11 protein-coding genes are annotated in these 26,464 nt (G+C 61.8%); 2 read left to right on the top strand and 9 right to left on the bottom strand.

Annotated elements, in window-relative coordinates; genetic code table 11:
- Nucleotides 1-6: 6 nt before the first annotated feature.
- The 9 genes from OKW29_RS12240 to OKW29_RS12280 all read right to left on the bottom strand — a co-directional run bounded on the left by OKW29_RS12240 (nt 7) and on the right by OKW29_RS12280 (nt 24,003).
- On the bottom strand, nt 7-3,978 hold the full coding sequence (locus tag OKW29_RS12240) for a DUF3683 domain-containing protein (protein WP_429292494.1): 3,972 nt from the start codon (nt 3,976-3,978) through the stop codon (nt 7-9).
- 99 nt (nt 3,979-4,077) lie between these two features.
- Nucleotides 4,078-4,293 (bottom strand): hypothetical protein, encoded by a 216-nt coding sequence (locus tag OKW29_RS12245; RefSeq protein WP_429291225.1) that lies wholly within the window; start codon nt 4,291-4,293, stop codon nt 4,078-4,080.
- A 13-nt stretch (nt 4,294-4,306) separates the two neighbouring features.
- Nucleotides 4,307-8,722 (bottom strand): thioester reductase domain-containing protein, encoded by a 4,416-nt coding sequence (locus OKW29_RS12250; protein WP_429291226.1) that lies wholly within the window; start codon nt 8,720-8,722, stop codon nt 4,307-4,309.
- A gap of 102 nt (nt 8,723-8,824) precedes the next feature.
- Nucleotides 8,825-13,246 carry a condensation domain-containing protein gene (locus OKW29_RS12255; protein ID WP_429291227.1) on the bottom strand — a complete coding sequence of 1,474 codons (4,422 nt, stop codon included), beginning with the start codon at nt 13,244-13,246 and terminating at the stop codon, nt 8,825-8,827.
- A complete protein-coding gene (locus OKW29_RS12260; protein ID WP_429291228.1) occupies nt 13,200-13,634 on the bottom strand; it encodes a condensation domain-containing protein in 435 nt (144 codons plus the stop codon). The genes OKW29_RS12255 and OKW29_RS12260 overlap by 47 nt, the downstream gene beginning before the upstream one ends.
- Nucleotides 13,631-19,291 (bottom strand): type I polyketide synthase, encoded by a 5,661-nt coding sequence (locus tag OKW29_RS12265; protein WP_429291229.1) that lies wholly within the window; start codon nt 19,289-19,291, stop codon nt 13,631-13,633. Before OKW29_RS12265 ends, OKW29_RS12260 begins: the two co-directional genes overlap by 4 nt.
- A gap of 37 nt (nt 19,292-19,328) precedes the next feature.
- A complete protein-coding gene (locus tag OKW29_RS12270) occupies nt 19,329-21,590 on the bottom strand; it encodes an AMP-binding protein (RefSeq protein ID WP_429291230.1) in 2,262 nt (753 codons plus the stop codon).
- 97 nt (nt 21,591-21,687) lie between these two features.
- A complete protein-coding gene (locus tag OKW29_RS12275) occupies nt 21,688-23,217 on the bottom strand; it encodes an AMP-binding protein (RefSeq protein WP_429291231.1) in 1,530 nt (509 codons plus the stop codon).
- Between the two features lie 21 nt (nt 23,218-23,238).
- Nucleotides 23,239-24,003: a TenA family transcriptional regulator gene (locus OKW29_RS12280; protein WP_429291232.1), complete on the bottom strand. Its 765-nt coding sequence runs from the start codon at nt 24,001-24,003 to the stop codon at nt 23,239-23,241.
- Between the two features lie 162 nt (nt 24,004-24,165).
- On the opposite strand from OKW29_RS12280, the gene OKW29_RS12285 reads away from it, so the two are divergent.
- Together OKW29_RS12285 and OKW29_RS12290 are read left to right on the top strand one after the other, a co-directional pair.
- A complete protein-coding gene (locus OKW29_RS12285; protein ID WP_429291233.1) occupies nt 24,166-24,432 on the top strand; it encodes an acyl carrier protein in 267 nt (88 codons plus the stop codon).
- Between the two features lie 7 nt (nt 24,433-24,439).
- On the top strand, nt 24,440-26,350 hold the full coding sequence (locus OKW29_RS12290) for an alpha/beta fold hydrolase (protein ID WP_429291234.1): 1,911 nt from the start codon (nt 24,440-24,442) through the stop codon (nt 26,348-26,350).
- Nucleotides 26,351-26,464 lie beyond the last annotated feature (114 nt).

Raw genomic sequence — 26,464 nt, forward strand, 5'->3', positions numbered from 1 at the left:
ACCGACCTACATATGGACACGCTCAATACCACCTCGAGTAGCCTGGTTGATGTAGTTTGCGAGCCAGTCCTCCCCCAGAATTTTCCTTGCCATCTCCACAACGATATACTCGGAGTCAGCGTCTATGTCTTCCGAGTAGCGTGAAAGACCTTGAAGACACGCAGGGCAAGTGGTTAGGACCTTCACGTTGCCATCAAATTTCGCTGCACGAAAACGCTCAATGCCTGTCTTCAGTTCCTCTTCCTTCTGAAAGCGCACCTGAGTCGAGATGTCGGGACGCGTGACCGCGAGCGTGCCCGATTCGCCGCAGCAGCGGTCGTTCTTCTCGATCTTGTAGCCGTCCTGCTCCGAACCCATCAGCTGATTGACGAGCTTGACCGGGTCCATCGTCTTGATCGGCGAATGGCACGGGTCGTGGTACATGTAGCGCACGCCGTTCACGCCATCGAGCTTGATGCCTTTTTCCAGCAGATACTCGTGGATGTCGATGATCCGGCAGCCCGGGAAGATCTTTTCGAATTCGTAACCGGCGAGCTGGTCGTAGCACGTGCCGCACGACACCACCACCGTCTTGATGTCGAGGTAGTTCAGCGTATTGGCGACGCGGTGGAACAGCACGCGGTTGTCGGTGACGATCTGCTCGGCTTTGTCGTACTGGCCCGAGCCGCGCTGCGGATAGCCACAGCACAGATAACCCGGCGGCAGCACGGTCTGCACGCCCGCCTCCCACAGCATTGCCTGGGTCGCGAGACCAACCTGCGAGAACAGCCGCTCGGAGCCGCAGCCCGGGAAGTAGAACACCGCTTCGGTGTCGGCGGTGGTCGTCTTCGGATTGCGGATGATCGGGACGATCTTGTTGTCCTCGATATCGAGCAAGGCGCGCGCGGTCTTCTTCGGCAGGTTGCCCGGCATCTTCTTGTTCATGAAGTGGATCACCTGCTGCGTGATCACCGGCTTGCCAACCGTGGCGGGCGGATGCGCGGTCTGCTTCTTCGCGAACTTCTTCAGCACTTCATTGCCGAGGCGCTGCGCCTTGTAGCCGACGCCCATCATCGCGGTGCGCGCGAGGTTGATGGTCTGCGGGTTGGTCGCGTTCAGGAAAAACATGCCCGCGGCGTTGCCCGGGTTGAACTTCTTCTTGCCCATCTTGCGCAACAGGTTGCGCATGTTCATCGTCACGTCGCCGAAGTCGATCTTCACCGGGCACGGCGTCACGCACTTGTGGCAGACAGTGCAGTGATCGGCGACGTCGTTGAACTCGTCCCAGTGCTTGATCGACACGCCGCGGCGCGTCTGCTCTTCGTACAGGAATGCCTCGACCAGCAAGGACGTGGCAAGAATCTTGTTGCGCGGGCTGTACAGCAGGTTCGCGCGCGGCACGTGCGTCGCGCAGACCGGCTTGCACTTGCCGCAGCGCAGGCAGTCCTTGATCGACTCGGAAATCGCGCCGATATCGGACTGCTGCATGATCAGCGATTCGTAGCCCATCAGGCCGAAGCTCGGCGTGTACGCGTTGCGCAGGTCCGCGCCTTCGAGCAGCTTGCCCGCGTTGAAGCGGCCATGCGGATCGACGCGCTGCTTGTACTTGCGGAATTCGCCGATCTCGTCGTCGGTCAGGAATTCGAGCTTCGTGATGCCGATGCCGTGCTCGCCGGAGATCACACCGTCGAGCGAACGCGCGAGCTTCATGATGCGCGCGACCGCCGTGTGCGCGTCCTGCAGCATCTCGTAGTTATCGGAGTTGACCGGCAGGTTCGTGTGGACGTTGCCGTCGCCCGCGTGCATGTGCAGCGCGACGAACACGCGCCCGCGCAGTACCTGCTTGTGGATCGCCTGGGCTTCGTCGAGGATCGGCTTGAACTCGCCGCCGTTGAAAATCTGCCGCAATTCGGCGCGGATTTCCTGCTTCCACGACACGCGAATCGTGCGGTCCTGCGCGAGATGGAATACGTTTGCGTCGGGCTGCGCGTCGACGCGGTCGGCGAACTTTTCGGCGAGCGACTCGTAGCCGAGGCCGACCAGGTAGTGCTGCGCCTCGCGCAGCGACAGGTCGAGCTTGCCGCGCACGAATTCCCAGCGCGTGCGCACGCGCGCGAGTAGATCGAGCGCCTGCTGCACGCGGTCTTCGAGCAACTCGGCGCTCGGGATTTCGTTCGCGTCGTCGCTCTTGCCGAGCGGCAGCTTGCCGCCCTTGAAGAACGCTTCGAGCGCGTCGACCAGTTGCAGCTTGTTCTTCAGCGACAGCTCGATGTTGATGCGCTCGATGCCGTCCGTGTATTCGCCCATGCGGTCGAGCGGAATCACGACGTCTTCGTTGATCTTGAACGCGTTGGTGTGCTTTGCGATCGCGGCCGTACGGCTGCGGTCGAGCCAGAAGCGCTTGCGGGCCTCGGCGCTGACGGCGACGAAGCCTTCGCCGCTCTTGCCGTTGGCCATGCGCACGACTTCCGAGGTGGCCTGCGCGACCGCGTCCGCGTCGTTACCGACGATATCGCCGATCAGCACCATCTTCGGAAACGCGTTGCGTTTGCTCTTGGTCGCATAGCCGACCGCGCGCAGATAGCGCTCGTCAAGATGCTCGAGACCCGCGAGAATCGCGCCGCCCTGGCGCGACGTCTCGAACAGGTAGTCCTTGATTTCGACGATGCTCGGAATCGCCTCGCGCGCCTGGCCGAAGAACTCGAGACAGACGGTGCGCGTATGCGCAGGCATCTTGTGCAGCACCCAGCGCGCGGACGTGATGAGGCCGTCGCAGCCTTCCTTCTGCACGCCCGGCAGACCGGCGAGGAATTTGTCGGTGACGTCCTTGCCGAGGCCTTCCTTGCGGAACACACGGCCCTTGATGTCCAGCGCTTCGGTGCGCAGCAGCTTCTCGCCCGGCGCGTGGTTGCCGTCGAACCATTTGAGCTCGAAACGCGCGACTTCGATGTCGTGGATCTTGCCCATGTTGTGCTCGAGACGCGTGACTTCGAGCCAGTTCCCTTCCGGGTCGACCATGCGCCACCACGCGAGGTTGTCGAGCGCCGTGCCCCACAGCACCGCCTTCTTGCCACCCGCGTTCATCGCGACGTTGCCGCCGACGCAGGACGCGTCGAGCGAGGTCGGGTCGACCGCGAACACGAAGCCGGCCTGCTCGGCCGCTTCGGTCACGCGGCGCGTGACGACGCCCGCGCCCGAGAAAATCGTCGCGACCTTGCGATCGACGCCCGGCAGCTGGGTCATTTCGACCGGGCCGAGCTGTTCGAGCTTTTCGGTGTTGATGACGGCCGAGAACGGCGTGAGCGGCACCGCGCCGCCCGTGTAGCCGGTGCCGCCGCCGCGCGGAATCACCGTCAGGCCGAGTTCGAAGCAGGCCTTGATCATGCCGGCGATTTCGGCCTCGGAGTCCGGCGTCAGCACGACGAACGGGTATTCGACGCGCCAGTCGGTCGCGTCGGTCACGTGCGAGACGCGCGACAGGCCGTCGAACTTGATGTTGTCTTTCTGCGTGACCTTGCCGAGCACGCGCGTAGAACGGCGGCGCAGGTCGTAGGTCTGCTGGAATTCGCTGGCGAACTCGTCGATCGCGCGGCGCGCGGCCTGCACCAGCTTTTCGACGCGCGCGGCGCGCTCGACGCCGGCTTCGTCGCCGTGTTCGCGCAGATCGGCGCGGCGGCGCTTCTCGATTTCGGCGAGACGGTGATTGAGCGCCTCGATCAGCAGCGCGCGGCGCTTCGGATTGTCGAGCAGGTCGTCCTGCAGATACGGATTGCGGCGCACGACCCAGATATCACCGAGCAGCAAGTGGAGAAGTCGCAGCGATTGTCGGAACTTCGGGTCGGCGCGCAGGCCTATAAGCGCGTCCCATGCCGCCTCATTCAAAAGACGAACAACGATCTCACGATCAGAGAAAGATGTGTAGTTGTATGGAATGTCTCGAAATCTTACCTTCGCTTCAACAGCGATGTGGGTATCAGCGCGTAGGAGTGCCGTGGGCAAATGTGCGTTCATTGAAATCAACCAATATCTGTTCCGGTTGTGCGTTGCTTGTCCTCGGCGCCGTGTCCAAACGACGGGAGCACCTCGCTTCAAGTCCGGTCAGGTCATAAACATCGTACGAAGGAGGTCCAGCGCGGATCTGAGCATCACAATCGTCTCGCCGCCGATGAAAGGCGGTGTGACGATCGCCGTCGCACCAAGGAAGATGCGGCCGACCAGCGGCAGATTGAGCTTCTTCGAGGGATATAGACTGCAGCGGGTGGCATAAGCAGCGATGACCTGTTCAAATTTTGTTCGATTCGAAATTTCACCCACGCAAACTAGATCACTAATTCCCGACCACTTCGTGAGGCAGCGTGTTACCGCTTGATGCTGGCGCTTGCCGGCCGCTTGCCGGACGCGCAAGATAGCCCGTGTTGTAGAAGTAGTCGAAATACACGCGCAACCATTCGTTGGCCGGCCTTACCCCTTCGCTGATAACATCGCCTGCGAGCAAATTGAGATGATCGATCGCGATCGGAAGCTGGCGACCGACTGACGGGTCGGCCACAGGGTTCAATTTCTTGAGCACCGGAATCAACATCGCCAACGGATGGGTCTGGTCGTGCCGTACGTGAGCGGTGAGCGCGTCTAGCCAGCCTTCGTAGTCCATGCGTTGAATGGCGAACCCCTCGGATTCGATGAAATCGACCAGCGCGTCCATGGAATTCCATTGTGGGTTAATCACATGCACGGCCTTGCCGGACGCAGTCGGCTGTAGCGATGCCTTGACGATGATGCGGCTGACGAGATCGACGGGAAGCATGTTGTCGAAGCCTGTGTCACGCGGCGCTTTGCCGAATAGCACGATGCCTTTGATGAGACGGCAAAAGAGATCGTCAACGTTCATCCTTCCAGTTCCGGAATGACCGACAATGCGTGACGGACGATAAATCGTGACAGGCAGGCCTCGTTGGGCGGCAATCGACAGGGTTTGCTCAGCAACCCACTTGCTTTGTTCGTATCCGCTCATCAGCCTGTCGTGCAAACCAACCGCAAGGGTCTCGGGAATCGTTTCGGCGAATCGGTCCAGTGTGCCGACAGTCGACACGTAGTGCACCGGCTTGGTCCTGTGCAGGCTCGCGAGGCGCAGGACGTCCCGTGTGGCCACAACGTTGACCTGTTTGAGATTACTGTATGGGTAGACAAAATTGACAAGCGCGCCGTTGTGATAGATTGCGTCGATATCGCGCGCAAGAGCCGAAAATGCCTGCTCTGACATGCCGAGGCTCGCGAGGCCCAGGTCGCCCGGCACCGCAACGATGCGCGCCGCCTGATTTTCATCCCACAGACCATGTTCCTTGAGCGTGTCGACGAGCCTCCGGAATCCTGACGCTTCGTCAGTCGCACGCACCAGGCAATGTACGCTTGCTTGCGTACTTTTCAGCAATTCCGCGAGGAGATGAACGCCGAGGAAACCTGTTGCGCCTGTGAGCAGAACCTGTTGGTAAGCACGAGGACGATATTCGTTCGCGGGAACGATGTCATCTTCCAGGATCGCATCTGCGGGCAAGTCGAGCTGCGCTTGACCTTCGCCGTCACTTCCGCTCGAAATCGCCTCGGCAAGACCGGCGATCGTGGGGCGTTCAAGCAGCGTTTCCATGTCGACTTTGTACCTCAACTTCTCCTCGATCTGGTACAACATCACCGTGGCCTGCAACGAATCGCCGCCGAGATCGAAGTAGCTGTCGTGAATGCCGATTCGATCGCGATTCAGCAGCGCGGACCAGATTTCGTGTATTGCGGATTCGACGGCATCGCGCGGCGCCAGATCAGCCCCCTTGCGCAGCGGTGCCACATCGCCGTGCAACAGGGACAGGCGATCCACACCGCACTCATTGCGCGGCAACTTGCTGAGCTCCACGCACGCCGAGGCGTGAATTCCGCACGACTCGCTTGCCTCGCGTATCCGCTCAGCGTATTCCCCGGTCGGTTCGTCGTCGCGCCCGCTATAGTAAACAGCGCACTCCCAATCGCCAGCATCTGACACACGCTCGACGATGGCCACTTCGGATACAGCAGCGCGGGTGGCGAGTTCACTTTCCCGCTCCACCCAAGCTTCAGTCAAGGTGTCGAGCGTGGCCTCGGCGTTCGGGAGTTCGGTATGACACGCGGCCTCGGTCATCCATGCGCGCAGTCCGGTGCGCAATTGAACCCCCTCTCGTGTCGATATCCATGCATCGAGATCCGGCTTTCCGTTGCTCAGCAGCATATCGGGAACCGTCCAACCCGAAATGACCAGATGGCCTCGCGCATCCACCCCGGCAGGATGCAGATGCCTGTCAAGCACGCCAATGACGGTGCCGATAGCTGACACACCGACATCGGTCGGCGCGGGACCGTTGGCGTCTGCCGGTTCGTTCCTCGTCACCATCGAATGGGCAACGGACTGCGCTGGCCAGCGCAATTCGCGCATCACTCTGGCCCCTGGCGCTATTGCCTCAAGACGTCGAGCGTCGCGCTGGGTGAGTCCACAGGCGTCAGTGATCCAGTAATCGGTGTCGATCGTCCCGCTCGCGAGCGTTGCCGCAGCCCGGCCAATGCGTCGCGTATGCGTCGAAAGCAAGACGATGCTATGCCAATGCATGTCCGGTGACGCCAACATGGGCAGGAACATCTCTTCCTCAGGACACGCTACATGATGCAGGGAGAGGCCTGCGCACAAGCCAGCCAGCGCAGTCCATATCGTCGAGTGGGCGAGAGGCGAGCAGCATAGCGCCATGTCGAGCGCTGAATTCGCGGGATACGTCCGAGAAAACGATTCGGCAGCGCGGATCAGCTGCGATTGGTGGTAGCGAAGCAGCTTCCATGCGCCCAACTCACTTCTGCCCAGCAACGAGCACGCTCCTCGTGCAAAGTCGGCCATGCTGGGCATCGACAAGTCACCGCCGCCATCGGCATCTACCGGGTCACGCTCAACGAACACGTCGCATTGCATACCTGGGATCGACACGGAACTCGCGGTGCTGACGCAGCCACGCAGCTGTTCCGGGCCGCACGCCTCTTTTGCCGAACTCGTCAGCGTATCGACGCTCAGTTCTGGGTCAGGCAGTACGCAGTCGACACCATATGCAAGACCCGACAACAGTATCACGAGGCCCGCCACCGGCTCTTTGCACAACACGAGCACCCGATCACCGGGCAGGTATCCCAATCTGTGCCATTGCCATATGGCCAGCACGATCCGGGAACGCAGCATCGAGTAACTGAGACTGGCCGACAGCGTCAGTGAGGAACTGCCCGTGCACTTGATTGCTGACGCCGAGAACGCCAGCCGGTCGGGCGTGCCGTCGGCGTGGCGGGCGATCATCGCAAGCAGCGAGTCCGCTCGAGCGGGAAGCTCTGCGCTTTTATGAAAGCTAGATACGCACGCGGCTTGCAGATGCAGATCGCCTACGCGATATCCTTCAGCAAGCAGCATTCTTTCAAGGAGCGCGCGGTACTGATCAGCCATGCGCGAGATGGCTGAGCCGTCGAAGCGTGCCGTATCATAGGTCAGCTGGAATGTCAGCGGCTCCTGCGGCAGGACGATCAGCGCGAGTGGATAGTTTGTTTCCTCGACGGCATGCAATTCCTCGATCGCCAGTCCGCAGTCGGTCGCCACCGCGCCGAAGGTTTCCTGACCGGGATAGTTCTCGAAGACGTACAACGATTCGAACAGCGCGGGTTGACGTGGCAGCGCGCTACATTGCAGCACGTCCGTGAGCGAGCTATAGGCGAAGCGCTCGGCCTGTTGCGTAGTCGACTGAATGCGGTGCAGCCATTCCATCGTGTCGAGCTCTCCATCAAGCCGTACGCGCGCCGGTAATGTGTTGATGAACAACCCGGCGATTGCATTGACGGCATCGATCTCTGAAGAACGCCCTGACATCACCATGCCATAGACGACATCGTCGCTATCACTATAGCGTCCGAGCAGCGCGGACCACGCTCCCTGGCATAGGGTATTCATCGTTAGCTTGTTGTCCCGGCACAGCATTGTCGCTGCTGTGGTCCACTCTGACGACATTGCGCGGGACACGGTCGCGAGGCGTCGCCGCCCGTCGCTCAACTGCCTCAAAGCTGGCGCCATCGACGCGCAAAAGCTCAACGGGGTGCGAAACCCCTTCAACGTTTCCTGCCAGTATTTGCGAGCCTGTGCAGTGTCCTGCACACGGTGCCATGCCACGTAGTGCCGGAAGTCCGTCGAAGGGGCCGGCAGCAAGTTGTCCGGCCGCGCGTAGAACTGGAACACCTCGTTGAGCAGGATCGGCATCGACCAACCATCGAGAATTGCGTGATGGTAAGTCCAGAGAAAACGGAATGCGTCCTGTCCCAGCGCCGCAAGGGTTAACCGCATCAGCGGTGCCACGCTCCAGTCGAATCCCCTTGCCCGATCTTCGGCTAACAGGATATCGAAGCGTCGCTGTTGATCGGCGACGTCGAAGCCACTCCAGTCCAGCGTCTCGAACGGCAAGACGACATTCTTTCTCACCACCTGCATGGGCCTTTCTTCATGCAGGCGAATGAACAGCGTTTTGAGGACATCATGACGATGGACGACGGTCTCCCACGCATGCCTGAAGCGCTCGATATCGAACGATCCTTTGAGTACACACGAGAACTGCTCCACATATACGCCCGATTCCGGATCCATGCGCGAATGGTGCAGCATGCCGCGTTGCAGCGGCGTGAGGTAATAGATAGTGTCGACGTTTTTGCTCATCTCGGCTTCCTGCCTCGGTTTCGTGCGTTTAGCGTGCGTGGCGGCGCAACGCGCCGTGACGCGTGGCACCTGGCGACCGGGATTGCCCGCCACAAGCCATCGTTAGCGCTCAAGCGCTTCGATCTCGTCCAGCAGTTCGTCGAGCCCATCCTGGTCGACGTCGATTTGCGGAACGTCGGACGGTGTCAGCCCACCCGCGCCTTCGGTGCAGCAATGTCGAATCAGCATCGTCAGTGCATCGTTGACCCGCCCCATCAGACAGCCGATGCTCTCGTCGACGCCAGGCATGCCGTGGAAGCTCGATTCGATCGTGAGCTGGCCGTCCGCGATGTAGGCGCATACGTCCAGCAGATGCGTACGGCGTTGCCGCGGGCTACGGATGCCAGGTGCCGGCTTGAGCGCCTCACCATAAAACGTCGGCGACCCGACCATCTGGTCTAGTTGACCGAGATACGTAAACAGTACCGGCGAGTTCGGCAGCGAAGCCAGCGACGGTCGGTCCAGTTCGTGAGACTCACGTAGAGGCGCGTCAAGATATCGCAGAACACCGAAGCTGGCCCCTTTGTGTGGGATTTGCCGCAGCCGCTCCTTGACCTGCTTGATAAGGCGGCTGGGATCGTCAAATGCCGACGCTTCAATAAGAACCGGGTAAATCGATGTGAACCAGCCGATGCTCCGGCTCAAATCGACGACATCGGCAAGCGCGTCGCGGCCATGGCCTTCCAGATCGACAAGCAACGCGTCGCTGCCGCTCCACGAGCGGAAACCCGCATGTAACGCCGCGATCAGCAAATCGTTGGCGTCCGTTCCGTATGCCTGATGGGCGATGGTGCGAAACGCTTCCGTCAGTTCAGCGTCGAGCGTGGTGGTACAGCTTCCCGAAGATTCGTTGTAGGTATGGTGCACGATAGGTGCGAGGCCGTGCCGCATCAGCGCGACCTTGGTTTGGTCCAGCAGCGCGCCATGCACGTGGGCCGAGAAGCTCTGCCAGTAGCTGCGATCGTCGTCCAGTGCATCGCTTTGGTTGAGCGCGGTCCACTGCTCGATCCATGCCTTTGCCGAACTGGTCTTCAGCGGCAACTTCACCGCTGACTGCTCACGCAATTGCATGTAAATGTCACCGATGTCCTGCAGCAGGATGTTCCACGACACGCCGTCGATGACGAGGTGATGCACGACAATCAGGAGCCGGCTCGCGCTCGGCGTCGTACTTTCGAGCCAGCGCACGCTCCAGAGTCGGCCGCGTTCGATATCGAGTGCCACCTGGGCGCTGGCAATCGCCTGCTTCCAGGTTTTCGCGCAGGGCAGGCCTTCGTTCGTCGTACATGAGACGACGGCCCAGTCGGGCTCGCACGCTTGGTCATCGTCCGGGGTGAATACCTGACGCCATCCGTCTGCGCGCTCTTCGAAGCGTGAGCGCAGGACGTCATGATGGCGCGACACGAGGCGCAGCGTTTCCCGCATGAGGGCCAGGTCCGGCGCCTCGCGCAGACTGACGAGAAGTGCCTGATTGAAGTGCGAGCGATCTACATTGACTCGATCGAAGAACCATTGCGACGCGGGACCCGGCACGGCCTCGCCCGTGACCGCCCCCTGCTCCACCTGGATGCCGGGAACCGCGCTCACCGCGCCCGCGAGGGCGACGATCGTCGGGTGTTCAAAGATATCCTTCGGCTTCAGATACATGCCCTCGAGCGTGGCCTTTGAGACGATGACGGCCGCAAGTATCGAATCTCCGCCGAGCGCAAAAAAGTCGTCATCGATTCCCACCGATGTTTTCCCTAGCACTTCGCACCAGATAGCCGCGAGTTTCTGCTCAATGTCGCTGATTGCTGCGCGGCTTACCGCCGAAGAGCGTTGCGGCAACGGCAGGCGGCCGGCGTCGAGTGCACCGGCGCGATTGAGCGGCAGGTGCTCCAGCATCATGAAAACCTCCGGATGCATGTAGTCCGGAAATCTCCGCTTTAGGCTTTTCCGTAGTGCACTTTCGAGCTGACCAAGCGATTCGCCAGCCTCCGGCAGCAGGTAGGCGGCGAAAACGGCCGTCCCGTCCGATTCGATCACGTGACAGACCGCTGTTTGCACGCCCGGACGAGACGCGATGAAGCTCTCCACGGGGCCGATGGCAAACGGCGCCAACCGGTGCGTCACGACGCGCGATGACGGATCGAGGCATACCATGCAGCCGGACCGCTTCGTGATCGTTACGGGCGTGGCGACAATCTCGCCGTCGATCAGCCCGCGCGCCAGTTCGTCGTCGGAGCCGGGGCTGCGCTGTACCTCGGCCGCCTGATCGGCTTGCGAGCCCGTTATGTGGTCTGCCGCCTGCGCTCGCGCCCCCGCACGGCGTACCAGATGGAGCCGTCCGGCTTGTCGCTCGTCGGCGAGACGCATGAACTGACCGAGCACGATTGGAAAATGATAGGAGCCCTGCAACGGTGCCAGGTGCCATTCGCCGCGCGACGGGCTGAACGCGACGGGTCCCGTCCACGCGTCGGAACAGCGCAATGGCATGAAATACAGCGCCCACGGTGTCGAATGGACGCGCGCCAACTGTTCGAGTGTGTGTGGATGATCGCCGTACGCGATCAGTGCGTTCACACTCTCGAGATCGGTCGGTGCGACCGGCAGCAATAGAGCCGGTAACGGCAACGCTGAGATACGCTCGCTCGCAATCAACTCGCGAAGACCCGCCAGGGCCTGTTCGGATTGCACGCCGATGTCACCGACAAGCTGGCCGATCGAGACGCGTTCGGACAGGCGGACCCACCCGCCTTCGAGCACGGCCTTCGCCATGATCGATAGCGCGAGTTGCCGGTCCGTTCCTTGAAGAACCAGTGCGCGACAGTTTTCGTCAAGCTGAAGCAACTGGCCGAACCCATCGATGAACCCTTTGATCCGCTCGGCCCCATGGCCGCAATGCGCTCCTGCGGGTGGGTCCATCGCCGTTCCCTTGAGTACGACGATCTCACGCGGATTCCAGTCCGACCAGGCTTCGCTCGCACCGCGGCAGATCGCGTCAACGGACACGTGCGGTTCATTCGAATGATTGGCGTCGTGAGCCGGCTCGTCCGGCAGCAGACAAGACGCGCCGACCTCGAGCACAGCGAGCAACGTGGCGGCCAGCTCGGCGATGCTGCGCAGCTGAAGCGAGACAGTGTTGCCCGCGCCGATTCCGAGCGCCTTCAATCGGGATCGCACCGCATCAACTGCTTCAGCCAATTCTGCATAGCCGATCGCACGACCGTCGAACTGCCAGGCCGTCCGGTGGGCATCCCTCGATGCATCCGGGAAGAGCGATACGCGCCGCAACGACGACTGTCCGGCGTTGACACCCCTATCCGCGATCCACCCATACGCTTCGTCGTGAGCCGTCTGGGCCGCCATCCGGTATTCGATTGTCAGCCGGTCGGGGTGGGCCAGGACTTGATCCACAAGACGAGCATACTGGGTCGCGAAACGCTCGATCGTCGCATCGTCGAACAAATCGGTGTTGAACGTCCACGCGGCGACATACTCGACACCCATGTCCTGCATGTTCAGCGTCAGGTCGTGCGTTGCGCCGCGCGTGCCTGTGCTCGACGCGGCCAGTAATTCCCGATAGAACGCCGCCTGAGGCGGCCGATCGGTATTCGGTTCGCTACGCGCCTGGTTCCAGTTGTACATCAGCTGATAGACCGGAGACCGGCTCGGATCGCGCGGCGGCCGCAATGTCTCGACCAGCAGTGGAAACGGATAATCCTGATGATCCAGGACGCGCAGCATCATCTCGCGCGTGCGCTTCACCAGAGCGCCGAACGGCTCATTGTCACGAACTTCGCAGGCGAGCACCACCGTGTTGACGAAGTGTCCGAGCACGCTTTCGCTGCCGGGAACGCTGCGCCCCGCCGTTGGTGTGCCGATCATCAGCCTCGACTGCCCCGTATGCAGAAACAGGAACAGTTGATAGACGGCGAGCAGCAGCATGTACGGTGTGACACGCAGGCTCCGCGCGGCTTCCTTGACGGCTCTCGATAGGTCCATGCCGAGCGCAACACTATGTACCCGGCCGTTCTCGGTTTTCAGTGGCGGCCGGATGCGGTCAGTCGCGAGATTCAGCACCGGCAACTCGCCTTGCAACTCGCGTCGCCAGAACTCGGCGAGCGCCACACCGTCACCGCTCTGCAGCCGCTCTGCCTCGTGCTGTACACAGTCCTTGTATTGCAGTGTCACGCGTGGCAATTTCAGCGGCTGTTCCGATTCTGGCTGTGCCATGGCCATCTGGTACAACGTGTGCAGTTCACGGATCAGAATTTCGAGCGACCAGAAATCTGCCGCGATGTGGTGCACGTTAAGCAGCAGCACACGTCCGATTGTTTGCTCGGTCGTTTCGCTAAGCTCGTTGACCAGCAACTTCATGCGGATCGGCGACTGTGTGAGGTCGAACGGCCGGTTCGCCTCCTGGTCGATCCAGCGCCGGATCGCGGCATCGTCGGCATCAAAGACACGGTCGATGGTGAACCGCGTGCTGGACTCGGCGCTCACCCTGCTGGCGTGGCTGCGCGTCCATCACGCGATAGACGGTGCGCAGGATCGGATGCCGGGCGATCAGATAGTCGATGCAGCGATGCAGCGTCGGCAGATCGACCGAGTCGTCAAGTCGGGTTGCATACGTCACGTTATAGGCAGCACTGTCCGGATTGAGCTGGTGCAGCGACCACAACGACTTCTGCGCATATGAGAGCGGATAGCTGCCCGCCGTTCCGGCGAACTGTTCGAGCAAAGCGATCAGCGTCGCCTTGTGTTGCTTGAGCTCGGCAAGCAGTTCCGGCGTTACAGCATCCTTCGGCGCCTTGTATTGCAGCTTGCCATCCTGCGTCCAAAGCTGAATACCTCGTCCGGCGAGTTCGTTGATGTAGTCGATCGAACTCATAGTTCGCCACCCTCCATTTCCACGCCGAATGTGGCTTCGCTGGATACGACGTCGAGTTGATTGGCCGAACGCGGCTCTGTCTGCACCGCCGTGGGCGCAGGCGCGCCGCGGCCCATGGTGTCGACGATCGTGCTGACGACCTCGTTGAGCGTGGCGCCTTCCAGAAGCCGCCCGAACGGAATATCGACGCCCAGTTCGTCGCGCAACGCGTTGCGGAATTCCGCAGCCATCAGCGAGTCGAGCCCGAGTTCGATCAGCGCTACGCTCGGGCTGACGCGCTCGGGCGCAATCTGCAACGTTGCAGCGATCTCGCCGACCAGATGATCGCGCAGGGCCGTTTCACGTTCGCCGTCTGACAGAGCAGCGAGCCGTTGTCCGAGACTCGACGCGCTACCGGCGGTTCCGGTCGGGACGTTCGCTGGGCCATCCGTGATTTCCTTCAGCAGCGTTCGCAGCGAACCGCTGGCGCTGCGCTTGAGCAACGTATCGACATCGACGTTCCAGATCTGGCTCTGACCCTGGCGCTCGGCCATCAACGCGTCGAGGTCGTGCAGCGCCGCGTCAGGGTCGAGCACCTTGAGGCCGTAGGTCTCGATTCGCCTCAGCTGCTGTGCATCGAGCTGTTCGGCCATGCCCTTGCCACCCCACAGCCCCCAGTTCATCACATGGCCTGACAGACCCTCTTCGTTACGCCCGAGGCTGAGCGCATCGAGATACGCGTTGGCTGCCGCGTAGGCGCACTGCCCCGGCGATCCGATGCACGACACGATCGACGAGAACGACACGAAGTGATTCACGGCAAGATGGGCAGTGGCGCGATGCAGGTTCAACGTGCCGGCGATTTTCGGCGTCAGCACCTTCATCACCGACGACATCGGTTGCGTGAGCAGCAGCCCGTCTTCCAGCGTGCCGGCTGCGTGCAGGATACCTTTGAGTGGACGGCCCGCATCCGCTTCGATGGACTTGATCAGCTCGTCCACCTCCGCAGCCGATGCGATATCGGCGGCCACGAACTCGAGCACCGAGTCATGCGCAAGGGCAAGTTGGGTCAGCCTGCCGCGTTCCGCCTCCGCAGGCAGTTGCCGGCTCACCGACACGATCTTCGGCATCCCCTTTGCGATCAGCCACTCGATCAGCCGGGTGCCGATCGCGCCGCGCCCCCCTGTGACGAGATACGCACCGCGTGCGAGCGGCTTGGCCGCGGGCGCGTTACGCCGCACGAGGCGCGGTACATACATCGCATGGCCGCGCATCGCAAACTGCATTTCGCCGGTCCGGACCGACTCGCCGATTGCCACCAGCAATGCCTCGCAAGAGGCCGCGTCCGGCCCGGGCAGATCGGCCGCAAGCACGCGGATATCGCCACTTTCGTGCATCAGGCTGCGCGCGACGCCCCAGGCGGCGGCCTGGGCTGGATCGACGAGCCGGTCGTGGTCCGGAATGCACTGGGCCGACTGTGTGACGATGCACACCATCAACCGGCGACCTGACCAATCGGTCGCCTGCACGGCACGCCAGAAGTTCGCGAACCGGCGATACGCCTCGGCGACGTGCCTCAACTCCTCTTCGCTTGACGTCGCATCGCCCGCCGATGGAGCGTGCGGCCAGACATACAGGATCTGAACGGAATCGGACGCAGCTGCACGCGACGCGACTGCGGAAAACGCCTTGCGAAAGCGCCGCACGCACTCGTCGTCGCCATCGGGCGGATCTGCGAACTGCCGCACAATAGGGCAATCCCTGCCGACCGCACTCAACCGGGCTGCGATCTGGTCGCCCGGCGCCGCATCGCCCGTTACCAGCACATAACTGGACTGCGCAGGCAGTGCGCTGCCGGTCTCGATCGGTAGCGCACGCCAGGCAAGGCTGTAAAGGTTCGCGTGTGAGCGCGCCGCAGCGAATTTTCGTGAATCGACGGCCAGCAGTTGCAGATGTGCGATCGACGCAACGCATTGCCCTGCATCGTCATAAACCCAAAGATCTGCGCTCACCAGATGCCGGCGCGACTTGACGCGCACTGCGCACCATACCGCACGCGTGTCGGGGATCGGCTGACAAGCAAGGTGATTGATGCCGACCGGCACGTACGTCATTTTGAGCCCCGCGTCCCAAAGCGCGGCGGCCACTGTCTGGAAGCAGTTGTCGAGCACGGCGGGATGGATCGTTCGCGCCGCGACGCACGTGTGCGCCGGATCGATCTCAATGCGGGTCAGCGCCGCATCGTCCGAGCGCCAGATGCGGCGGATCGATCGGAACGCGCCGTCATACGCGAGCCCCGTTCCACGCAGCCGCTCGTAGAACAGGTCGACGGGCAGCTCCTGCGCGCAACCGTCCCGACACGCCGTGAGTGTCGGGGTGTCGGCGTCGCCATGGATGCAGTCCGCCGTCTCAGGCAGCCACGCCGAACAATGATTGACCCATTGCGGCGCCGGCTCTGCATCGTCAGCGTTTCGTGAGTAGATTTCCAGGTGCGCGCGCGCCGCCTTCACGTTGCCTTTTGCGCTTTCTGCGGCGTGCACGACCGTGCCGAGCAGAAACGGCCGCTGACGATCGAGCACGAGCGGATGGTCGAACGACAGCTCCTGCACGTGCAACCACGGCGCCCGAGACCCGTCCGCGGTATCGGCAGACGTCTTGCCACGCTGCGCCGCGTCCAGCACAACCTCGATGAACCCCGCAGCGGGAAACACAAGCCCTCCGTGCACTGCATGGCCTTCGAGAAAGGGCAGCTCGCTGACGCAGAGGCGGTTCTCGTAACGCCGTCCGTCGAGCGCTGGCAGCATCAATTGCTGACCGAGCAGGCTGTTGTGTGCTGGCGCAGCCGCTGCGAGAGCGCTACTCAACGGCCGCGCGCGCTCCACCGCCTGACGCGCGCCGACCCAGTAATGGCCCGGCTCGAGCGGATATGGCGGCAACAGGACTCGGCGCGCGGTGCGATGCTGCGCACGCGAGCGTTCGAAGGCGTCCCAATCGACGCGACGTCCCGCTGCGTACACGTCGGCCAGCGTTTTGAGCAACTGCTCGCATTCATTCTCCGGATCGCCGAAGCTATGCAGCGCGCTAATTGCGCGCCCTCCCCCTTGCACGGCACAACATGCCTTGACGAGGCTCGTGAGCGTCTTACCCGATCCGATCTCGATGAATGTCCGTATGCCGTCGGCCGACAGCGTACCCACGCCCTGGCGGAAATTCACCGCGGCACGCACGTGCTGGACCCAGTACGCCGGATCGCAAAACCGCTCAGCCTCGAAGATGCCCGAGACGTTTGACACGAGACGGATGCGCGGCGGCTGATATCGGACCGACGCCGTGACTTCGCCGAACGCATCGAGCATCGGTTCCATCAGTGGCGAGTGAAACGCGCGTGACACGCTGAGCGCGCGTGTCGAGATGCCGTCGCGCTCGAGCTGTCGCGCCAGTTCGTCGATGTCATCGGCATCGCCCGACACGACAACATTGCTGGGTCCGTTGTCCGCAGCCAGCTCGACGCGTCCACGGTATGCGCTCAGGTAGCCAGCCAGGTTCGCAGCCGGCGTCAGCACGGCCAACATCTTGCCGGGAGGCGTCATCGTCTCCATCAGCTGCCCACGCGCCACGACCATCCGGCAAGCGTCCGAGAGAGAGAACACGCCCGCGAGGCAAGCGGCCGCATACTCGCCGATGCTATGTCCCATCAGCACGTCCGGCACGATGCCCCAATGCATCCACAGGCGCGCCAGCGCCATCTCGATTGCGAACATCGCCGGTTGCGTGTAGCGGGTTTCGTGAATCAGCGTCTGTTTGTCGCCCCACAGCACATCGATCAGCGAGTGTTCGCCGAGTGCCTCGAAGTGGCCGTCGCACTCGTCGAGTGCTTCGCGAAAGAGCGGAAACGTCTGATAGAGCTGCCGCGCCATGCCCGCATGCTGCGCACCCTGCCCCGTAAACAGAAAGGCAAGCTTGCCCGGCTCGTTTGCCCGAGGAGACCGTTCGGCACGACACGCGTGTTCGGTCTGCGTCAACGCCTCGATAAGTTGCTCGCGGGTACCGGCGACGAGCGCGATGCGATGTCTTTGGGTGTCGCGTCCGACCCGCAGCGAATGCGCGAAGTCGTGTGGCTGAATGGACGGATTCGTGCGCAGTTGCGCTGCGCAGTCGGCCAGCGAGCGAGCGAGCGTCGACGGCGTGTGTGCCGAGAAAGGAAAGATTTCGGGACGCGCGGGTAGCGATTGCACGAGCGCGGGGTCATCCGCAATGGGCGCGTCGGCCCCGTCTGCACGGTCATCCCGCCACGATTCGATGATCAGGTGAGCGTTGGTGCCGCTCATGCCAAACGAGCTGATCCCCGCGACGCGCTTGCCTGGCCGGTTCGACGGCCACGCCATGTGCTGCGTGACAACCTTGATGCCATTGCTTTGCCAGTCGACGTGCGGCGTCGGTGTGTCCAGGTGCAGATGTTTCGGTATTTCGGCCTTCTCGAGTGAACAGATAACCTTCATCAAGCCCGACACCGACGCAGCCGCTTCGAGGTGCCCAATGTTCGTCTTGATGCTGCCGACGTACAGGTCCTGATTACGCTGCACGTCGCGGCAATAGACGTCATGCAACGCGCGCAGTTCGATCGGATCGCCGAGCTGCGTACCCGTTCCGTGCGCCTCGACGTAGTCGACCTCCTCCGGCGCGACGCCCGCGCGGGTCAACGCGTCGCGGATCACTTCGCGCTGCGCGCGGCCATTCGGCGCGGTCATGCCGTTGCTCCTGCCGTCATGATTCACCGACGAACCGCGAATCACCGCACGAATCGGGCGCTTCTGCGCACGCGCGTCCGACAAGCGCATCAGCGCGATCACGCCGCAACCCTCGCCGCGCACATAGCCGTTGGCCGACGCGTCGAAGGTCTTGCACCGGCCATCTGGCGACAGCGCCTGAAGCTCGCACAACGCGATCGTCATCTCGGGCGACAGCATCAGATTGACGCCGCCCGCCAGCGCGACATCGGATTCGCGGTTACGCAGGCTCTGGCAGGCCAGATGCACGGTCACGAGCGACGACGAACACGCGGTATCGAGTTGCAGCGTTGGCCCATGAAAGCCGAACAGGTATGAAATGCGGCCCGCCGCGAAAGGGCGAGCGGTGCCGAGCGACGTCTGCGCATAGCTGAGATCGGCGCCAGGCACCAGTTCGCTAATGCGCGCATAGTCGTCGAGCGACGATCCGACGAACACGCCTGTCCGGCAAGCGCCGATGCCTTCCCGGGTGAATCCCGCATCCTCGATCGCGCGCCACGAGCACTCGAGCAGCAAGCGTTGCTGAGGATCGACATGGTGAGCTTCGCGGCCCGACAGGCCAAAGAACTCCGGATCGAATCGGTCGACCTCGTCGATGAAGGCGCCGTGCAGGCTGTAGCTGGTATTGCGTCGTCCAGGGCGCGGATCGTAGATCGCGTCGGTCCAGCGCTCGGCGGGCACCTCGATGACCGCGTCCGTGCCGGCGGCAAGCATCGCCCACAGCTGGTCAGCCGAATTGGCGCCGCCGGGAAGACGGCAGCCCATGCCAACCACCGCAATCGGCTCACTCGCCACCAGGCGGGCGTTGTTCAGTTCGCGCCGCAAGGCTTCGATCTTCAGCAAGGCTTGCTTGACGGGTGTCACTTTTGCGGAGGTAGGCTCGTTCATCATCGCACTCTCAAGAATCGCTTTTCGACTTGCGCCGCGTTTAGCGTTGCAGTTCCTTCATCAGCAACGCCTCGGCCTCGGCGTCCGACAGTTCCATCAACTGTTCAGCCGTTCGCGGCGCGGCATCCTCGTTGGCGGCCGTGGAGCTCGCTGGTGTGACGTCGTTCCGCCCGGGCTTCGCCGCCGCTACCGCGTTGCGCGCCGCGATCAGGCTGCCGGCGTCCTGCATGGAGGCGAGGTGCGCCGCCAGTAGTTCGATGTTTGAGCAATCCCATAGCACCGCAGCGTCGAAAGTAAGACCCGTCAGGTGCTGCACCTTCATTGCGAATTGCACCGCGCTCATCGAATCGAATCCCATTTCGACCCATGGTGTCGTGCGCGACACCTGCTGTTCACCGATCTTCAGGTGCTCGGCGACAATGCGCGCAATGCGCGTCGCCAGGTCCCGCCGCAGAACCTGCGCGGCCGATGTGACCTCGTCGTGGCCGGTCTGCGACAGACTCGGGACTTGCTGTTCGCCGATCTCATACTCGCCTTCCCTCCAGCTCGCGACCGCGCGCAACTCGCCTTGCAGGTACGCCCGGCGGCATAGTGCTCGCGCGATCTTGCCGCTCGATGTCTTCTCGATGGTGGCGGGTTCAACCAGCACCACGGCGTGCGGGGTAATGCCGAAGTCCTCACCCACCGCCACGATCATGCTTCGCAATGTCGTCGGCACGTCCATGGTACGGCGCTGCGTGCGTCCGACCTCCTGCACGATGACCAGCTTGTCCTCCCCATCCACCGTTACCGACACGGCGGCACCGCACCCGCGACGCAACGCCGGCACGGCGTCTTGCACGCAGTCTTCTACATCTTGCGGATAGAGGTTGCGGCCCCGGACGATCAGCATGTCCTTTACGCGGCCGGTGACAAAAAGTTCGCCGTCGACGATAGCGCCCAGGTCACCCGTGCGCATGAACGGCAGGCCCTCGGCCGTATCTCCCGCGAGCCTCGCGCCAAAGGTGTCTTTGGTCTCCTCCGGATTGCCGTAATAGCCGATGCCGATGCCGCGGCCGCGTGCCCAGACCTCGCCGACCTGATATTGATCTGACACCGCGTTGCCTTCGGCATTCACAATGCGTATCTCTGTGCCAGGTCCCGTCGTTCCGCAGGACACCAGACTCTTGATGTCCGCGTTGCCCGGCTGCGCACGTTGAATGACGCCCGCCGACAGCTGCATGTTGTCGACTTCGAGATACCGAACGCCCTCGTCGCACCTCGCGCCAGTGATGAGCAGTGTGGCTTCGGCCATGCCGTAGCACGGATAAAATGCCTTTGATGCGAAGCGATGCGGCGTCGCCGCTTCGAGGAATGCCGTGACCGTATCGCGGTTGATCGGTTCCGCGCCGCAGAAGGCGACCTTCCACGTGGAAAGATCGAGTGGCGACTGGTCGTCTTCCTGCTGCAATGCCGAGGCAGCAGCAAGCTGATAGGCGAAATTCGGACCACCCGACGTGTTCACGCGATGAGCGGCAATCGCGCGCATCCAGCGCGCCGGCTGCTGGATGAACGCAACCGGCGACATCAGGACCACACTGGTGCCGATCGATGCGAGGTGCAACACCATCGAAAGGCCCATGTCGTGATAGAGCGGTAGCCATGACAGAACGCGCGACCGGCTGGTGTGACCCATGAGGCCTGCAATCACGCACTGGTTGTCGACGATGTTCGCATGGGTGATCATGACGCCCTTTGGCGTGCCCGTCGAACCGGACGTGTATTGCAGGAACGCGAGATCGTTGTGCGACGGCGGTCTTGGTGGGAGATGTGTCGCAGATGCACCGGCCGTCCACAGCCCCTCGTAGGTATCGAACGCACAATGGCCGAACAGGCCCTCCTTCTCGCGCAGCGTCAACAGCGTTTCAATCGAACTCTGTGGCGCCACAATCAGCGCCGCGCCACAGTTTTCTGCGATGGCTTGCAATTTCTCCCACTGCGCGATTTTGCGGGGTTGCTGTGGCTGGTATGCCGGCACCGCCACCATCCCCGCCGCGAGACAACCATAGAAAGTGCATACAAACTCGATACCGGTGGGCAACAGGAGGAGAACACGTGCGCCGGTGGCAAGGCGACTGCGCAAACCGGATGCCACGCGTAACATACCGGCATGCAGTTCGCTGAACGTGCTTTCGCTTTCGATTGCCTCTCCGTCGCGCAGGATCGTCAATGCAATGCGATCCGGTTCACGCTCGCTCCATGCGGTGAGTGTCTCGATGATGGACGCAGGTCTGTGTGTGGTCGGAAACGGATTTGAGGTCATGGGCGGTCTCTCTAATGATGGCGGGCAGGTTTCGCGGCACGCGACGCGACACGTTCACCGCGCTGCGTCGACGGTGCGGCTTATTCCTGCCGGGTTTTCATCCCGGCGGCAGAAAGGCCTTGGCGATAGCCCTCCGGTTGAGCTTCAGATTGCTGGTCCGCAAACCATCCTCGACACTGAACTCGCTGCCCGTGAACACGATGTGCGTCAGTTGCCGTTGCGCCGGCAACTTCTCATTGACCGTTGCGACATGCACGCGCAATGCCTGCGTCACCTCTGGATCGTCATGTCGCCGGGTTGAGATGACGACGCACAAGCCGGCGCGCCGGCCCGCCATGACGACCGCGACCTCGACGCGCGGATCTTGATGGAGCATCGTCTCGATCGGCTCTGGATGAAACTTCTCGCCATTACTGGTGACGATCGCGTCCTTCTTGCGGCCGATCACACGCAGGAAACCGTCGTCGTCGAACTCGCCGATATCACCCGTGGCCACCGCATTCGGCCCGATGAAAGTGGAGCGTGCGTCCTCTTCCGACGACTCGAAATAGCCCAACGACAACAACGCCTTTCGCGTGACGATCACTTCCCCCTCTCCGGACAACGAAACACTGCCTGCTTCGGCCGGCTTGCCCACGGTCCCAACCCGCACGCTGCCAGGCTTGTTCCAGGCAACCATGCCTGCCTCGGTAATGCCGAACGCCTCAAACAGCGGGATCCCGCACTCCCAAAAGAAGTCCAGCGCCGCGCGCTTGATGGGCGCCATGCCGGTGATCATGTAACGCATGTTGCCGCCCGTCAGTTCCTTGAGACGCTGCGAAAGCGCCCCGCGATGGCCCGCGGCATCATCGCCTTTCTGCATGCCGACGCTGGCACGCGCGAGATTCTGCAGTGTCTCGTACAGGACCGGCGGCGCGATCACGAAGGTGGGCCGCTGCAGTTTCAGACCGGCGAACAGCAACTGGAATGGTACGGCAACGAAGTCGACGCCGTGGTAGAGGCAGTAGTAATAGATCATCCGCTGCTGATAGTTCGCAAACGGCAGGAACGTGAGGAAGCGATCGCCAGGCTCGAAGCCGAACGCATCGAAATAGAGGTTGAGCAGGTTCTCAGTGCCGAGCCGGCTGACGATCAGCCCTTTGTTCTTCCCCGTCGTGCCCGAGCTGAAAACCATCGAATGCGTATCCGGCGCATGCTGAACGACGACAGGCAACACTTGCTGCGAATCGCCAGCCTGAGTATCGGGTGCCACATTGATGCCGACCACGCGCTCATGCGGCGGCGCATCCGGAGACAGCCAGCCAGGCTCGACGACCATGACAGTGAGCTGATACTGATCGATCGACGCCGCGCATGGGTTATGGAGTCCGTCGTTCGGCAGCGCTACCGACACGCACTCCAACGCGATACACGCGAGATCCCAGACCATCCACAGATAAGCGCTCGGCGCCGCGATGCCGACGCGGCACCCCGGGATGAGTCCAAGCCCCTTCCCACGTTCGATGGTGGCGATTACGTCGATGAACAACTCGTGAAATGTCTTGACCGTCTGGTCACCTTTGTCGTCGACGAAGGTCAAGGTGTTCGGCTTGTCGCGAAGACGACCGATGATTTCATCAAGCCTCATGGCATACGCTCCTCACGAATATCAAGCGTCGACCTGAAAGTCCTCAGGTTTGGCGTCGGCGTCGCTCGCGTAGTATTTCTGGGCGGCGCTCTCATACATGTTCCAGAACAGACGGCACGTGTGACGGACCGCGACGAGCGCTTCTTCCTGCATCTTCGGCGTCGTGCACAGCACCGACACAAGATGGATGCCCTCGGCGACATGCCCGATGTCTTCTTTCTGGTGAACCGAGAAAAAGCGCGTGTCCTGCTCCGTCAAGCCGTAGCATTTCGCGAGAATCGTATGGCGGGCGTCGCCTGCACGGGTTTCGAGGCTCTGGCCCTCGCTGGCGATCATCACTGCCGCCGCGCCAATGTGGTACGTATCTTCACCCTTGCAGTTCTGCAGCCGATATTCGATCAGTTCGCGAGTAGCCGCTGACGGCGTCCATGCATCGCGCTCTTCATCGCTGATGCCTTGCGCGCGGATGAAATCCTCCATCAGTTCGACGTGATTTTTCGTCTTGGAGAAGCGCCCCGTCTCTTCTTCGAACAGGTTGTACAGCAAGCGCCGTTTGTGGTTCGGAAACGGACAGCGGAAATACAGGTTCTCGATGTATTCGAGGAAATATTTCGTGATCTGGTAGCCCTCGAGCGTGATGATCTTCAACAGCTTCCAGTTTCGTTGCGGTGTAAATAGCTCCTTGAAAATCGGATGGTCGAGCGTGAGTTGCTCTTCGAGCGTCGCACGCAGCGCACCAGCAAACGTATCCTGGTTCATCGCAACGGCTTCAGCAGCTAGTGTCATGATCGTTCCCCATCGGTTGGTTATCAAGACTGTAAATGCCAACCGTCGACGCCGAAACCTGTCCGTTCGGACGGTCTCCCGACTACCTGTACGGCAGATCAGGTTTTCATCGTCGGTTCCAGAGGCTATAAAGCAGAAAGCCTGTTACAACTGGAGTAGCACATGGAAGATCACGTCAATGTGTTCGATGCGCTTGCCGGGTTGATCCCGCAGATCGCCGCGATTGAGATAGCGGAGGCGTCGCTGACACGCGACACGACGCTGACCGGAGATCTGATGCTCGATTCCATTTCATTGTTGTCGCTGATGGCGTTGACGGAAGAACGCTTCGGAATTAGCTTCGCCGAACACACAGAGGAAGTGGCAGATCTGGCGACGGTCGGCGACGCGGTCGATCTTGTCGAGACGCTTCTTGCAGTCAAAGTCTGAGGGGCACATGGCGACCGACACGGCAGATAATCGCGGGCGTTCGCTCGAGCACCATTTCGCACGTCATTGCGAACGCCTGATGAGCAGTGCGAGCGCGGCGGAGGAAAGCGAGCGGATTGTTTTCCTGACGAGGCGTGACGTCAGCGCATTGCATGGGGCCGCCGGGACCGGGGGCGCGATATCGCCCTCGACGGCGCGCTTCTCGGAGCTCGCCGCGATGCTCGTGCAAGGCCACGCAGGACGTCTGCGGCTCGTCATCGATGATCCCCGGCTCTCCGATCCGGCGGAGCTCGATAGCTTTTTGCAAACGCTCACCGTAGCGTTCGGTCTGGAGCCTGGCGCCATTTCCAACGTACCTGTAATTGTACTGGCGAATGCCGTAGCCGATTGCGAAGCCGAAGATACCGTCGGCGGCCGCTCCCGCACGCCGCTCGAAGCACTGAGCGACGGCGTCGCCGACTCGATCTTTGAAGTCCGCCGCCGTGTGGACGATTACTTTGAGCACGAGCCGCTCGTTCTGCCGGCCAATGACATCGGCAGAGTGGAACTCGTGACGGCCGAATCCGTCGCTGCATGGCTCGCGTCCGATGATGCATCGACGCGTGCCGCCGGCATTCACGTGCTTCGCGGGGAATCGCCGTTCACCTGGCGCGAATTCGCGGAGACGGTCGCGCGCGCCGCTGGCATTCCTGCGCGCGAGGCCGACAGTGTGTCTCGAACCAACGCAGTCCAGACGCTCATCGAGCAATCCCTGCGTCATGTCGGTGCATGGCTCGGCCTTTCCGACGATGCGCAACTGGCACGAGAGGATGACAGGGCAATTGACGTGCATCGTCTTTCGTCGAGCACACTGGACTGGTGCAGTCTCGTGACGGAACGCGTGACGGCGCGCCTTGCCTCGCACCGCCAGAGAACCGCGCCACGCTTTAGCAGCCTCGCCAGCTTTCAGCGCAGATCCACCCGCGCAGGCGATACCTATCTGCGCGCCGGCAACGATGGGCCGGCGCTTTTGCTGGTCAACGCGTTCGGCCTGTCTCACGACGTCTGGCATGACTTCGCCGACGCGTTGATCGATCGCTTCAACGTGTTTGCCATAGATGACGAGCCGGGACGCGAAGAATCATCTCTGACACGGACCTACTACGCGGCTCCCGATGCGTTACCACGCTTCATCCACGCTGTCGCCGACATGCTCGCTGAAGAAGGCTACACGACCTGTCACGTGGCGAGCTGGTGTGGGGGCGCGAAGTACGCGATCGAGCTGGCTCGCACGCTGCCAGACTCGATTGCGTCGCTGAGTCTGTTCGCTCCGTCGTTTGCAGGTGCTGAAGGCTATGCCGGGTCGGACTCGATATACGAGACCAATCTTCACACGATGTGCAAGCTAGTCGACCGGATGCCTCAGGCGGCACAGAGCATGGCAAAGTCGATGATCACGCTACTCGACAAGCAGGAAAAACGCACGAGCAACCAGAGCGGCGATACGAATGCGTCCGTTTTCGAGCTCGCCGATCATGCAACCCGTCATTGGCTGCACGCGCCATTTCTTTCTGCTTCGAACATGGTCGAGTACAGCCGGCAATTGCTGAACTTTCGCGCACATCGAATCGAAGGGCTTCGCAAAGGTGAGCTGCGCGATCTGCCCGTCATGCTGGTAACTGGGCAGAACGACACGATGACCTGCTCGACACGGGCTCGCGCGATTTGCTTGGACCTGTGCCGGCCACTGCACTTCGAACTGCGTCATGCGAGCCACCATCTGATCCATCAGAATGCCGAGCTGCTTGCGCGGCTGATGAAGGCGTTCGCCGTTGACGGCGCATCGACGGTGTCGCCCCACCCGCGCCTGTCTCCCGTTCCAGCGGAGCAATTGGAGCAGTTAGAGCAGGACGGGTCGGTCGTGCTCGGCGAGATCTAACGTGGCTGGACATTCTTCACACTGTCCTAACGGACAGCTACACGCAGGTTCGACATCTCAATAGAGTGACTATGTCAAGCAGGCCTTTGCCGTCTCTGGCATTGGCTAAGGTCA

Origin of the sequence: Paraburkholderia sp. CI3 (genome assembly GCF_050436505.1) — a bacterium.
Classification (GTDB): Bacteria; Pseudomonadota; Gammaproteobacteria; order Burkholderiales; family Burkholderiaceae; genus Paraburkholderia; species Paraburkholderia tuberum.